Here is a 13,744-nt window from a genome sequence, read left to right as displayed (position 1 = left end):
CAATCAGCTACGCCCCGCGTCCCGCTTCGTTTTTAAGGCCTTTTGCATGTCCGATCCTCGCTACCAGGTCGATGTCAGTGTCGTTACCCACTATCTGGCAGACCAATCGCAACCCGAGCACGAGCGCTTTGCCTTCGCCTACACCATCACCGTGCAGAACAATGGCGAGCAACCGGCTCGCCTGATGTCGCGCCACTGGGTGATCACCGATGGCGACGGGCATGTCGAAGAAGTGCGCGGCGCCGGCGTGGTTGGCCAGCAACCGTTGATCGGTGCCGGCAAAAGCCACACCTACAGCAGCGGCACGGTGATGACTACCAAGGTCGGCACCATGCAAGGCACCTACGAAATGGTCGCCGACGACGGCAAGCATTTCGATGCGATCATCAAGCCCTTCCGCCTCGCCGTTCCCGGAGCCCTGCACTGATGGCGACGTATGCCGTCGGCGACCTGCAAGGCTGCCTCGAACCACTCAAGTGCCTGCTCAAGCAGGTCGCGTTCGACCCGGCTCTGGATCGCCTGTGGCTGGTGGGCGATCTGGTCAATCGGGGCCCGCAGTCGCTGGAAACCCTGCGCTTCCTTTATGGCATGCGCGACTCGCTGGTCTGCGTCCTCGGCAACCACGACCTGCACCTGCTGGCTGCGGCGAAGAACATCGAGCGCATGAAGAAGTCCGACACGCTGCGTGAAATCCTTGAAGCGCCGGACTGCGCCGAACTGATGGAATGGCTGCGTCAGCAGAAACTCATGCACTACGACGAACAACGCGAAGTGGCCATGGTGCATGCGGGCATCCCGCCGCAATGGTCGCTGCGCAAGGCGCTCAAGTACGCTGAAGAAGTCGAGACCGCGCTGCGTGACGACAACCTGCTTCCACCCTTTCTCGACGGCATGTACGGTAACGAGCCGGCGAAATGGGACAGCGACCTCAAAGGCGTGACACGCCTGCGAGTCATCACCAATTACTTCACCCGCATGCGTTTCTGCACCGCCGAAGGCAAGCTCGACCTCAAGAGCAAGGAAGGCCTCGACACCGCGCCGCCGGGCTACAAGCCCTGGTTCCAGCACAAGGAACGCAAGACCCGTGGCCTGCGGATCATTTTCGGTCACTGGGCGGCGCTGGAAGGCAACGTCCAGGAACCCGGCATCTGCGCCCTCGACACCGGTTGCGTCTGGGGCGGCAGCCTGACCCTGATGAATGTCGACAGCGGCGAACGCCTGTCATGCAAATGCGACGAACACGGGGCCGTCCTGCCCAGCGTCGCACCACTGATCACCGAATCTTCTCCCGTCAGCGCCCCGCGCTAGACTGCGTTTTCAGCCGAGCCACAGGAGCCCGCCATGAGCGAATTCAAACGTATCCCCCCGGAACAAGCCCAGGCCCTGCGCGAGCAAGGTGCTGTGGTCGTCGACGTCCGTGACCCGGCAACATTTGCCGCACTGCACATCAGCGGCTCGAAGCATCTGGATAATCATTCCCTGCATGCTTTCATCCAGGGCGCCGACCTCGATGCCCCGACCGTCGTGGTCTGCTACCACGGCAATTCGAGCCAGGGTGCCGCCGCGTATCTCGTGAGCCAGGGCTTCTCCGACGTCTACAGCATGGACGGCGGCTTCGAACTGTGGCGTACGACTTTTCCTTCGGAAACCGCGCAAGGCACCTCCGAATAATTTTTTTGTAACGTGCAAGCCCCGGCTCCCGTGGGCTCGCGCGGTGGCAGACGAACGGTCTGCCACAACTAATTACGTATCTCGCCTTTACCTCCCGAATTCCCAACTATCCTTAAGCCCAGGCCATCCAAAACAGGGGAGAGCCGGTACACCGGCGCACGGGTCATCGGGAGTGACTTTCGCGATTGTCGATCGCGAAAGTGTTCTGGGGGGTAAACAACAGCTGCCATCGCAGCTGCTTGCCAGCATCGACTGAGTGATCCGGCGTCGGCTCCACGTATCGAGCGAGGTGACGTCATGAGTATCTTTAGCCACTTCCAACAACGCTTCGAGTCCACACGCCAGGAAGAATTCTCCCTGCAGGAGTACCTGGAACTGTGCAAAAAGGATCGCAGTGCCTACGTTTCCGCCGCCGAGCGTCTATTGCTGGCCATCGGCGAACCGGAACTGCTCGACACCTCGACCAACTCGAGACTGTCGCGCATCTTTTCCAACAAGGTGATCCGCCGCTATCCGGCCTTTGAAGACTTCCACGGGATGGAAGAATGCATCGACCAGATCGTGTCGTATTTCCGCCATGCCGCTCAGGGCCTGGAAGAGAAGAAACAGATCCTCTATCTGCTCGGCCCTGTCGGCGGCGGCAAGTCGTCCCTGGCCGAGAAGCTGAAACAGCTCATCGAAAAAGTGCCCTTCTACGCGATCAAGGGCTCACCGGTATTCGAATCGCCTCTGGGTCTGTTCAACGCCACCGAAGATGGCGCGATCCTCGAGGAGGACTTCGGCATTCCACGGCGCTACCTGAATACCATCATGTCGCCATGGGCCACCAAGCGCCTGGCCGAATTCGGCGGCGACATCAGCCAGTTCCGCGTGGTCAAGCTGTACCCGTCGATCCTCAACCAGATCGCCGTGGCCAAGACCGAACCGGGTGACGAAAACAACCAGGACATCTCCGCGCTGGTGGGCAAGGTCGATATCCGCAAACTCGAAGAATTCCCGCAGAACGACGCAGACGCCTACAGCTACTCCGGTGCGCTGTGCCGGGCCAACCAGGGCTTGATGGAATTCGTAGAAATGTTCAAGGCACCGATCAAGGTGCTCCACCCGTTGCTGACCGCCACTCAGGAAGGCAACTACAACAGTACCGAAGGTCTCGGCGCGATTCCGTTCACCGGGATCCTGCTGGCCCACTCCAACGAATCGGAGTGGCACACCTTCCGCAACAACAAAAACAACGAAGCCTTCATCGACCGGATCTACATCGTCAAGGTGCCGTACTGCCTGCGTGTGAGTGACGAGGTGAAAATCTACGACAAACTGCTGTTCAACAGCTCCCTGGCCAAAGCGCATTGCGCGCCCGACACCCTGAAGATGCTGGCGCAGTTCACCGTGCTGTCACGCCTGAAGGAGCCGGAAAACTCCAACATCTACTCCAAGATGCGGGTGTATGACGGCGAAAACCTCAAGGACACCGATCCGAAGGCCAAGTCGATCCAGGAATACCGCGATGCGGCGGGCGTCGACGAAGGCATGAACGGTCTGTCGACCCGGTTCGCGTTCAAGATCCTGTCCAAGGTCTTCAACTTTGATCCGCATGAAATCGCTGCCAACCCGGTACACCTGCTTTACGTGCTGGAACAGCAGATCGAACAGGAACAGTTCCAGGCCGAGACCCGCGAGCGCTATCTGCGTTACCTGAAAGAGTACCTGGCACCGCGTTATATCGAATTCATCGGCAAGGAGATCCAGACCGCCTACCTCGAGTCTTACAGCGAGTACGGCCAGAACATCTTCGACCGCTACGTGCTGTATGCGGACTTCTGGATTCAGGATCAGGAATACCGCGATCCGGAAACCGGCGAGATCCTCAACCGCGTTGCCCTCAACGAGGAGCTGGAAAAAATCGAGAAACCGGCCGGCATCAGCAATCCGAAGGATTTCCGCAACGAAATCGTCAACTTCGTGTTGCGCGCCCGGGCCAACAACAACGGCAAGAACCCGACCTGGCTCAGCTACGAAAAACTGCGTGTGGTCATCGAGAAGAAAATGTTCTCGAACACCGAAGACCTGCTGCCAGTCATCAGCTTCAACGCCAAGGCCAGCAAAGAGGATCAACAGAAACACAACGACTTCGTTACACGAATGGTCGAACGCGGCTACACCGACAAACAGGTACGACTGCTCTCCGAGTGGTATCTGCGGGTCAGAAAATCACAGTAAACCGCGGCCGGTCAGACCGGTTGTCGTCAGCCCGAGGCCTGTGCGCGCAATTTCTGCTACACAGGCCTCTGGAAGGTGTTCGAAAGGCGGTAGCGAGGTTCAAGCAGCACCCAAAGCGCTTGGGGGAGCGTGTACGTCCCTTGGCATTCGGTTCAATGCTGCATGACCGCTCGCCCCTTTGCAGGACAGCTTCTAAGGAGCAGTCATGAGCTATGTGATCGACCGACGTCTCAATGGCAAGAACAAGAGCACGGTGAACCGTCAGCGCTTCCTGCGGCGTTACCGTGACCACATCAAGAAGGCTGTCGAAGAGGCGGTCAGCCGGCGTTCCATTACTGATATGGAGCACGGCGAGCAGATCAGCATTCCCGGTCGCGATATCGACGAACCGGTGCTTCACCATGGTCGCGGCGGCAAGCAGACCGTGGTTCACCCCGGCAACAAGGAATTCACCGCAGGCGAACACATCGCCCGTCCGCCGGGAGGTGGCGGAGGCCGTGGGCCGGGCAAGGCCGGCAACTCCGGCGAAGGCATGGACGAGTTCGTCTTCCAGATCACCCAGGAAGAATTCCTCGAATTCATGTTCGAGGATCTCGAACTGCCCAACCTGGTCAAGCGCAACCTGACCGGCACCGACACCTTCAAGACTGTGCGTGCGGGAATCAGCAACGAGGGCAACCCGTCGCGGATCAACATCATCCGCACCCTGCGCTCGGCCCACGCTCGGCGTATTGCGCTATCGGGCAGCAGCCGCGCCAAACTGCGCGAGGTCAAAGAGGAACTGGCGCGACTCAAACGCGAAGAACCCGACAACTTCGGCGACATTCAGGATCTCGAAGCGGAAATCGAGAAGCTCAGTGCGCGCATCCATCGGGTGCCGTTCCTCGATACTTTCGACCTCAAGTACAACCTGCTGATCAAGCAACCGAACCCCAGCTCGAAAGCCGTGATGTTCTGCCTGATGGACGTTTCCGGCTCCATGACCCAGGCGACCAAGGACATCGCCAAGCGCTTCTTCATCCTGTTGTACCTGTTCCTCAAGCGCAACTACGACAAGATCGACGTGGTGTTCATCCGCCACCACACCAGCGCCCGCGAAGTGGACGAAGAGGAGTTTTTCTATTCCCGCGAGACCGGCGGCACCATCGTTTCCAGCGCCCTGAAACTGATGCAGGAGATCATGGCCGAGCGCTACCCGAGCAATGAATGGAACATCTACGCCGCCCAGGCTTCCGACGGCGACAACTGGAACGACGACTCGCCGATCTGCCGCGACATCCTGATCAACCAGATCATGCCTTTTGTGCAGTACTACACTTACGTGGAGATCACCCCGCGCGAACATCAGGCCTTGTGGTACGAGTACGAGCGCATCGCCGAAGCCTTTTCCGACACTTTTGCCCAGCAACAACTGGTCTCGGCCGGGGATATCTATCCGGTCTTCCGTGAACTCTTCCAGCGCAGGTTAGTGACATGACTGCCAAGACCGCCAAAGAGCAGAAGCGCCAACCCATTTCCACCGGCTCGGAATGGACATTCGAGCTGATCCAGACGTACGACCGCGAAATCGCCCGTATCGCGGCCGGCTACGCCCTGGACACCTACCCCAACCAGATCGAAGTGATTACCGCCGAACAGATGATGGACGCCTACGCTTCGGTCGGCATGCCGCTGGGCTATCACCATTGGTCCTACGGCAAGCACTTCCTCAGCACCGAGAAATCCTACAGCCGCGGGCAGATGGGGCTGGCGTACGAGATCGTGATCAACTCGGACCCGTGCATCGCGTACCTGATGGAGGAAAACACCATCTGCATGCAGGCACTGGTGGTCGCGCATGCCTGCTACGGCCACAACAGCTTCTTCAAGGGCAACTATCTGTTCCGCACCTGGACCGACGCCAGTTCGATCATCGATTACCTGGTGTTCGCCAAGCAGTACATCATGCAGTGCGAGGAGCGCCACGGGATTGATGCCGTGGAGGATCTGCTCGATTCCTGCCACGCCCTGATGAACTACGGTGTCGACCGTTACAAACGTCCGTATCCGATTTCCGCCGAGGAAGAGCGGCGCCGGCAGAAGGATCGCGAAGAACACCTGCAGAAACAGATCAACGATCTGTGGCGCACCATTCCCAAAGGCGCGGACAAGTACAGCGACAAGGACAACGCGCGCTTCCCGGCTGAACCACAGGAAAACATCCTGTATTTCATCGAGAAACACGCCCCGCTGCTGGAACCCTGGCAACGCGAGATCGTGCGGATCGTGCGCAAGATCGCCCAGTATTTCTATCCACAGCGCCAGACCCAGGTGATGAACGAAGGCTGGGCGACGTTCTGGCACTACACGCTGATGAACGACCTGTACGACGAAGGCCTGGTGACGGACGGCTTCATGATGGAGTTCCTGACGTCCCACACCAGCGTGGTGTTCCAGCCGGGGTTCGACAGCCCTTATTACAACGGCATCAACCCGTACGCGCTGGGTTTTGCGATGTATCGCGACATCCGCCGCATGTGCGAAGAGCCCACGGAAGAAGACCGCCGCTGGTTCCCGGAAATCGCCGGCAGCGACTGGCTGTCGACCATCAAGTTCGCCATGAGCAGCTTCAAGGATGAGAGTTTCATCCTGCAGTACCTGTCACCCAAGGTGATCCGCGACCTTAAGCTGTTCAGCATTCTCGATGACGATCAGAAAGACGATCTGCTGGTGCCCGCGATCCATGACGAGGGCGGCTACCGGATCATTCGCGAAACGCTCGCAGCGCAATACAACCTCGGCAATCGCGAACCGAACGTGCAGATTTACAGCATCGACCGCCGCGGCGATCGCTCACTGACCCTGCGCCACCAGCAGCACGACCGCAAACCGCTGGGCGATTCCACCGAGGAGGTTCTGAAACACCTGCATCGGCTGTGGGGTTTCGACATTCACCTGGAAACCCTGCAGGGCGACCAGATCATGAAGACCCATCATGTTCCACCCCGCAGCGAACACAGTGAGGGGGATTACGGTCGACTCGACCTGGCCGTCATTCATCTTTGATCCCGTTCAGGCCTCCGAAAGTCCGGCGCAAGGGTTATCCTGTCGGGCCAACGGAGGTTTTTTATGCAGATTTACAAGGTCGGCGGTGCAGTACGTGATCGCCTGCTGGGCAAACCGGTCACCGATATCGATTGGGTGGTGGTCGGCGCAACCACAGAAGAAATGCTCGCCAAGGGATTTCGCCCGGTCGGCGCGGATTTCCCGGTGTTTCTTCACCCGAAAAGCGGCGAGGAATACGCCCTCGCCCGCACCGAGCGCAAGAGCGGTCGCGGTTATGGCGGTTTCACCTTTCACGCCAGCCCCGAGGTCACGCTTGAAGAAGACCTGATCCGCCGTGACCTCACGATCAACGCCATGGCCGAAGACGATCAGCAAAATCTGACCGATCCCTACCACGGCCAGCGCGATCTCGAAGAGCGGATTCTACGCCACGTTTCCCCCGCGTTTGCCGAAGATCCGCTCAGGGTTCTGCGTGTTGCGCGCTTTGCCGCCCGCTACGCAGAGCTTGGTTTCAAGGTGGCGCCCGAAACTCTGGAGCTGATGCGTCAGCTCTGCGAATCGGGTGAACTGGAAGCCCTTACGGCCGAACGTAGCTGGAAGGAGATTTCCCGCGCACTGATGGAAGATCAGCCCCAAGTGTTCATTCAAGTACTGCGCGATTGCGGCGCCTTGAAGGTGCTGATGCCAGAGGTCGATGCCTTGTTCGGCGTGCCGCAACCGGAAGCCCATCACCCGGAAATCGACAGCGGCATTCACACCCTGAGCGTGCTTGAGCAGTCAGCCCTGCACAATCAACCGCTGACCGTGCGCTGGGCCTGCCTGCTGCACGACCTCGGCAAAGGCCTGACTCCAAAGGAGGAATGGCCAAGGCACATCGCCCATGAGCACAAAGGCCTGAAGCTGATCAAAGCGGTCAACGAGCGCTTCAAGGCACCGAAGGACTGTCAGGAGCTGGCCTTGCTGGTCGGCCAATATCACACCCACGGACATCGCGCTCTGGAGCTGAAGGCTTCGACCTTGCTGGAGTTGCTGCAAAGCTTTGACGTTTACCGTCGTCCGCAGCGTTTCGAAGAATTCATCGTCGCGTGTGAGATGGACGCCCGAGGCCGCAAAGGGCTCGAGCAACGCAGTTATCCACAGGCGGATTACCTGCGCGGGGCGGCCAATGTGGCACGCGGCGTGGCGGTGCAGCCGTTGCTGGAAAAGGGATTCAAAGGCCCGGAACTGGGCGAGGCACTCAAGCGCGAACGGCTCAAGGCGTTGAAGGTTTACAAGGAGTCGGCGGCGTCCTGAAAACACCTGATCCGCCCTCGATAGGGCGGATCAAACTGTTCAAGACAGATCTGAAGGCGTGAGCTGAGTACCGCGCCACTCAAATCCGACCGGTGCCAGCACCTGATCGATCTGCGCTTCGGCCCACAACGTGGCAAAGCTTTTTCCTACACCGGGATGTACCCGATCCGGTGCAATCAAAGACAGCGGCCACAGCACAAAGGCATTTTTCAGGATTTCCGCACGAGGCAGGATCAGCCCGTCGAAGTTACCCGCCAGATCGCCGTACAGCAACACGTCAATATCCAGCGGCAAGCCCTTGCGATCCGGCGCATAACGACCGTTGTCCGCTTCAATGAACTTCAAGCGGCGATCCAGCTCAATCAACGGCAGATCGGTGAACGCCGACACCACGAAGTTGAAGAACGGCCCGCTCTTGATTCCCACCGGCTGGCTTTCGAACACAGGCGAACAGCGGATATCCACCAGAAACGTGGACAAGGCATCCAGACCGGCCTGCAAATGGGTTTCGCGCTCGATATTGCTACCGAGCCCGAGATAGACCTGGGTCAGCGGCATCCGCGCTCGATCTCCACACCCACACCACCCTTGGCGGCCGGTACGGCACCTGGCTTGGTCAGCTTCAGGCGCACCCAGGTGATCTTGAATTCATTCATCAGCACTTCAACCAGACGCTCGGCGAAGGTCTCGACCAGTTGATACTGGGATTGCTCGGCAAAGGCCTGGATCCGTGTGGACACACTGGCGTAATCGAGCGCCAGGGTCAGGTCGTCACCGGCGGCGGCCGGGCGATTGTCCCAGGCGAAGCTCAAATCAAGACGCAGGCACTGTCGGATGCCGCGCTCCCAGTCGTAGGCACCGATCACGGTGTCGACTTCCAGGCCCTCGATAAACACTCTGTCCAAGCACTTTTCTCCGCTGCACGACAAGGGCGCAATGCGCCGTTAGAATCAGGGCGTCCTCGCCCGGAATAGTTAGCATGTTTTGGTTACTGGCGATCCTCGCCTACCTGCTCGGCTCTCTGTCCTTCGCCATTTTGCTCAGCCGCCTGACCGGAAATCCGGATCCGCGAATGAGTGGCTCGGGTAATGCCGGCGCCACCAACATGCTGCGCCTGGCCGGACGCAAACTCGCGATCCTGACCCTGCTGGGTGATCTGTGCAAAGGCCTGCTGCCGGTGCTGATCGCTTCGGCAATGGGCATTTCGCTGCAGGATCAGGCGTGGATCGGCGTCTGCGCCGTGATCGGTCACCTGTTCCCGTTGTACTTCCGCTTTCGCGGTGGCAAGGGCGTTGCCACGGCGGCCGGCATGCTGCTGGGCCTGTATCCACCCGCCGCGCTGCTGGCCGTGTGCGCCTGGCTGCTGACGTTCTACCTGACCCGCACCAGCTCGCTGGCGGCGTTGATCGCCACTCCGCTGACCCTGCCGTTGCTGGCCTGGCAGGAACCGGCGGCGCTGTTACCGATGAGCACGCTGACACTGCTGATCGTCTGGCGCCACCGGGGCAATCTACGCGACCTGTTCGCCGGGCGCGAACGGCATTTTTAAATACCGCACGTGAGCGCCGCTCATCACAGCGCCGACAACTGCTCCATCGGCCAGCGCGCCTGCACGCTGATCGCCAGACTTTCCTGCTGACCAGCCTGCAAACGCTGGCAGCCGGCAAACGCAATCATCGCGCCGTTATCGGTGCAAAACTCGGGACGGGCATAGAACACATCGCCTTTCATGTCGCCGAGCATCTTCTCCAGCGAAACACGCAGCGCCTTGTTGGCACTGACGCCGCCGGCGATCACCAGACGCTTCATGCCGGCCTGCTTGAGGGCACGCTTGCACTTGATGGTCAAAGTCTCCACCACGGCCTGCTGGAACGCCAGCGCGATGTCGCAACGGGCTTGCTCACTGTCGTCCCCGGCGCTGACGCATTGCTGCCAGGTATTGAGGGCGAAGGTCTTCAGGCCGCTGAAGCTGAAATCCAGGCCCGGGCGATCACACATCGGACGCGGGAAGGTGAAACGTCCTGCGACGCCCTTCTCTGCCAGCTTGGCGATTTCCGGCCCGCCCGGATAATTCAGGCCCATCATTTTTGCAGTCTTGTCGAAAGCTTCGCCCGCCGCATCGTCCAGCGTCTCGCCGAGCAGGCTGTATTGGCCGATGCCATCGACCTGAACCAGCTGCGTATGACCACCGGAGACCAACAAAGCGACGAACGGGAATTCCGGCGGTTTTGGCTCCAGCATCGGCGCCAGCAAGTGGCCTTCCATGTGGTGCACGCCAAGGGCCGGAATGCCCCAGGCAAACGCCAGCGCCTGGGCGCAGGAAGCCCCCACCAACAGCGCGCCGACCAGGCCGGGACCCGCAGTGTAGGCGATGGCGTCGATCTCGGTCGGTACGCAGTCGGCCTCGGCCAACACCTGACGGATCAGGGGCAGCATGCGCTTGACGTGGTCGCGCGAGGCCAGCTCCGGTACCACGCCGCCATAGACGCGGTGCAGGTCGATCTGACTGAACAGCGCGTCGGCCAGCAGGCCGCGTTCGCTGTCGTACAAAGCGACGCCGGTTTCGTCGCAGGAAGTTTCTAATCCCAGTACTAGCATGGGTTTGCGCCTTGTTTAGGCTGAATTCGAAGGCGCGCATAATAGTCGCCGCGTGATGCCCCGACCAGCGGTTTTCGATCAGAGGCTTTGCATTCCGAGCGATGAGGGGTTAACATCCGCAACCCTTAAAAACCGACGTCTTCAAGTGCTCTTTTGCCGCGAGGATGTTGACCCCGGTAATGAATGAAGGTAGCTCTGGATGCCAGCCGTCAAAGTTAAAGAGAACGAACCCTTCGACGTAGCTCTGCGTCGTTTCAAGCGCTCCTGCGAAAAAGCCGGTGTACTGGCTGAAGTTCGTAGCCGCGAATTTTACGAGAAGCCAACTTCTGAGCGTAAGCGCAAGGCAGCTGCTGCTGTTAAGCGTCACGCCAAGAAAGTTCAGCGCGAACAGCGCCGCGCCGTTCGTCTGTACTAATACACAGACGATCGTAGCAAGCTTCTGCCAAGCCCGGCCCTCAGCCGGGCTAATGGCATTTGCGTAAAACGCTTGATGCTTCACCGTCGAAGCCGCAGATGCGACCGAGACAAACCCGCTTCACCGCGTCAGGCCTGGCTCTTTTGCCAGCGGTGCACGTCTTTTCTGACGAGCCTTTCAAGGCTACTGACGAGCACACCCACTGATTCCTCTTACGACGATCAGCCCAAGGCACCTGCTTGCGTGCCCGCTTCATGAGCTATCCGAGGCCGATTACAGGCCGTCAGCGGATTCAGCGCAACATTTTCGAATAGTCGAAAACTGATGAGTACTAACGTCAGTGGATTTTCGGCAGATACACTTCCCGACAGCGATTACGCAAACGACACCGGTCGAGCCGCCTCACGTGCGCGCATCACTCAATGACCCGCGTCCGGCTGCCTTTCGCATCGGATCCATTACAGCGCAGACGAGAACGCCATGGCCGGGCTGATTCCCCAGAGCTTCATTGACGACCTTCTGAACCGCACCGACATCGTCGATGTGGTCAGCTCGCGCGTGCAATTGAAGAAGGCCGGCAAGAACTACACCGCCTGCTGCCCGTTCCATAAAGAGAAAACCCCGTCGTTCAGCGTCAGCCCCGACAAGCAGTTCTATTACTGCTTCGGCTGCGGCGCCGGCGGCAACGCTCTCGGCTTTCTCATGGATCACGACAACCTGGACTTCCCCCAGGCTGTCGAAGATCTGGCCAAAGCCGCCGGTATGGAAGTGCCGCGTGAAGAAGGCGGCCGCTCGAACAAACCGCGCCAGCCGACCGATTCACCGCTGTACCCGCTGCTCACCGCCGCTGCCGACTTTTACCGGCAGGCGCTCAAGAGCCATCCGGCACGCAAGGCAGCAGTGGATTACCTCAAGGGTCGCGGCCTGACCGGCGAAATCGCCCGGGACTTCGGTCTCGGATTCGCACCGCCGGGCTGGGACAACCTGTTCAAACACTTGAGCAGCGACACCTTGCAGCAGAAAGCCATGATCGACGCCGGCCTGCTGATCGAGAACGCCGAAACCGGCAAACGCTATGACCGCTTCCGCGATCGCGTGATGTTCCCGATTCGCGACACCCGTGGACGAATCATCGCATTCGGTGGCCGAGTGCTCGGCGACGACAAGCCAAAGTACCTGAACTCGCCGGAAACCCCGGTCTTCCATAAAGGCCAGGAACTCTACGGCCTGTACGAAGCCCGCAAGAACAATCGCAACCTCGACGAAATCATCGTCGTCGAGGGCTATATGGACGTCATCGCCCTCGCCCAGCAAGGCCTGCGCAATGCCGTCGCGACACTGGGCACCGCGACCAGCGAAGAACACCTCAAGCGCCTGTTTCGCGTCGTGCCGAACGTACTGTTTTGCTTTGACGGCGACCAGGCTGGCCGCAATGCCGCCTGGCGCGCACTGGAAGCCACACTGCCCTGCCTGCAGGACGGTCGCCGTGCACGCTTCCTGTTTCTGCCCGAAGGCGAAGACCCGGATACGTTGATTCGCGCCGAGGGCACTGACGCCTTCCGCGCCCGGATCAATCAGCATGCCCAGCCGCTTGCGGACTACTTCTTCCAGCAACTGACCGAAGAAGCCGACCCGCGCTCTCTCGAGGGCAAGGCCCACATGGCCACCCTCGCAGCACCACTGATCGACAAGGTTCCCGGCGCCAACCTGCGCATCCTGATGCGCCAGCGCCTGTCCGAGATCACCGGCCTGAGCAGCGAAAGCGTCAGCCAGCTGGCCCAGAGCGCTCCGCAGGAAGCACCGCCGGCCTACGACCCGGGCATCGATTACGACGCCATGCCGGACTACAGCGACTACCATCAGCCGCAGGCACAGGACATGTATGTACCGCAGCAGGAATGGACGCCGAAGAAATCCGGCGCCGGCGGCAAGAAATGGGACAAGAAACCGTGGGACAAGAATGGCAAGCGTGGCGGTGATCGCGACCAGCCCCGTGCCCCACGCGTGCCGGCCGCCGTCGAACCACCGACCCTGGCCGCCCTGAGAACCTTGCTGCATCACCCGCAACTGGCGGAAAAAGTCGAGGACGCCGGGCACTTCGCGGACGAGAACCAGACCAACGCACAGCTGCTGGTGGCACTGCTCGAAGCCGTACAGAAGAATCCCAAGCTAAACTCATTTCAGTTGATCGCGCGATGGCACGGAACCGAACAGGGTCGCCTGCTCAAGGCGCTGGCGGAAAAGGAATGGCTGATTGACGGAGACAACCTTGAACAACAGTTTTTCGACACCATTACTAGCTTGTCAGCCCGCCAACGCGAGCGAAACCTGGAGCAACTGCTCAGGAAAGCGCGTCAAAGCGAACTGAGCACCGATGAGAAAAATCAACTGCGCGACCTTTTAAGTCGCAATGTTTCCGCATCAAACCCGACCTCAACTGGCGCGTGAGGTCATAGCTCAGGTATAATCCTCGGCTTGTTTTTTGCCCGCCAAGACCTTCAG

The 13,744-nt window shown here is 59.7% G+C and carries 13 protein-coding genes; 10 read left to right on the top strand and 3 right to left on the bottom strand.

The window, feature by feature from the left end; translation table 11 throughout:
- Nucleotides 1–46: 46 nt before the first annotated feature.
- The 7 genes from apaG to K5E37_RS13855 all read left to right on the top strand — a co-directional run bounded on the left by apaG (nt 47) and on the right by K5E37_RS13855 (nt 8,229).
- Nucleotides 47–427 (top strand): Co2+/Mg2+ efflux protein ApaG, encoded by a 381-nt coding sequence (gene apaG, locus K5E37_RS13885; protein WP_064380341.1) that lies wholly within the window; start codon nt 47–49, stop codon nt 425–427.
- A complete protein-coding gene (locus tag K5E37_RS13880) occupies nt 427–1,308 on the top strand; it encodes a symmetrical bis(5'-nucleosyl)-tetraphosphatase (RefSeq protein ID WP_007959914.1) in 882 nt (293 codons plus the stop codon). Before apaG ends, K5E37_RS13880 begins: the two co-directional genes overlap by 1 nt.
- A gap of 33 nt (nt 1,309–1,341) precedes the next feature.
- Nucleotides 1,342–1,671 carry a thiosulfate sulfurtransferase GlpE gene (glpE, locus tag K5E37_RS13875; RefSeq protein ID WP_007959911.1) on the top strand — a complete coding sequence of 110 codons (330 nt, stop codon included), beginning with the start codon at nt 1,342–1,344 and terminating at the stop codon, nt 1,669–1,671.
- A 297-nt stretch (nt 1,672–1,968) separates the two neighbouring features.
- The gene (locus K5E37_RS13870) at nt 1,969–3,891 is read left to right on the top strand and encodes a PrkA family serine protein kinase (protein ID WP_007959909.1); all 1,923 of its coding nucleotides are present in this window, start codon (nt 1,969–1,971) and stop codon (nt 3,889–3,891) included.
- A 205-nt stretch (nt 3,892–4,096) separates the two neighbouring features.
- The gene (locus K5E37_RS13865) at nt 4,097–5,368 is read left to right on the top strand and encodes a YeaH/YhbH family protein (protein WP_007959907.1); all 1,272 of its coding nucleotides are present in this window, start codon (nt 4,097–4,099) and stop codon (nt 5,366–5,368) included.
- Nucleotides 5,365–6,936: a SpoVR family protein gene (locus tag K5E37_RS13860; protein ID WP_007959904.1), complete on the top strand. Its 1,572-nt coding sequence runs from the start codon at nt 5,365–5,367 to the stop codon at nt 6,934–6,936. Before K5E37_RS13865 ends, K5E37_RS13860 begins: the two co-directional genes overlap by 4 nt.
- A gap of 63 nt (nt 6,937–6,999) precedes the next feature.
- Nucleotides 7,000–8,229 carry a multifunctional CCA addition/repair protein gene (locus K5E37_RS13855; RefSeq protein WP_221534128.1) on the top strand — a complete coding sequence of 410 codons (1,230 nt, stop codon included), beginning with the start codon at nt 7,000–7,002 and terminating at the stop codon, nt 8,227–8,229.
- A gap of 39 nt (nt 8,230–8,268) precedes the next feature.
- Here K5E37_RS13855 and folK read toward each other — a convergent pair whose 3' ends face one another.
- Nucleotides 8,269–8,787 carry a 2-amino-4-hydroxy-6-hydroxymethyldihydropteridine diphosphokinase gene (gene folK, locus K5E37_RS13850; RefSeq protein WP_007959899.1) on the bottom strand — a complete coding sequence of 173 codons (519 nt, stop codon included), beginning with the start codon at nt 8,785–8,787 and terminating at the stop codon, nt 8,269–8,271.
- On the bottom strand, nt 8,778–9,134 hold the full coding sequence (gene folB / locus K5E37_RS13845) for a dihydroneopterin aldolase (RefSeq protein ID WP_011336216.1): 357 nt from the start codon (nt 9,132–9,134) through the stop codon (nt 8,778–8,780). The genes folK and folB overlap by 10 nt, the downstream gene beginning before the upstream one ends.
- A 74-nt stretch (nt 9,135–9,208) precedes the next feature.
- On the opposite strand from folB, the gene plsY reads away from it, so the two are divergent.
- Entirely contained in the window at nt 9,209–9,778 is a 570-nt protein-coding gene (gene plsY / locus K5E37_RS13840) for a glycerol-3-phosphate 1-O-acyltransferase PlsY (RefSeq protein ID WP_127800228.1), read from the top strand.
- A 23-nt stretch (nt 9,779–9,801) separates the two neighbouring features.
- Here the strand turns inward: plsY and tsaD are convergent, their stop codons facing one another.
- Nucleotides 9,802–10,827: a tRNA (adenosine(37)-N6)-threonylcarbamoyltransferase complex transferase subunit TsaD gene (tsaD, locus tag K5E37_RS13835; protein ID WP_039768071.1), complete on the bottom strand. Its 1,026-nt coding sequence runs from the start codon at nt 10,825–10,827 to the stop codon at nt 9,802–9,804.
- 199 nt (nt 10,828–11,026) lie between these two features.
- Here tsaD and rpsU point away from each other — a divergent pair, with 199 nt between their 5' ends.
- Both rpsU and dnaG read left to right on the top strand, forming a co-directional pair.
- Nucleotides 11,027–11,242, top strand: a complete 216-nt coding sequence (gene rpsU / locus K5E37_RS13830) for a 30S ribosomal protein S21 (RefSeq protein WP_002551877.1) — start codon at nt 11,027–11,029, stop codon at nt 11,240–11,242.
- Nucleotides 11,243–11,722: 480 nt separating this feature from the next.
- Nucleotides 11,723–13,690 carry a DNA primase gene (gene dnaG, locus K5E37_RS13825; RefSeq protein WP_221534126.1) on the top strand — a complete coding sequence of 656 codons (1,968 nt, stop codon included), beginning with the start codon at nt 11,723–11,725 and terminating at the stop codon, nt 13,688–13,690.
- The last annotated feature ends 54 nt before the right edge of the window (nt 13,691–13,744 follow it).

The sequence above is a fragment of the Pseudomonas sp. RIT778 genome, from assembly GCF_019718735.1.
In the GTDB taxonomy this organism is placed as follows: Bacteria; Pseudomonadota; Gammaproteobacteria; order Pseudomonadales; family Pseudomonadaceae; genus Aquipseudomonas; species Aquipseudomonas aphyarum.
Note: the sequence above shows the minus strand (reverse complement) of the source record. Positions and strands in the feature narration are given on the sequence as shown.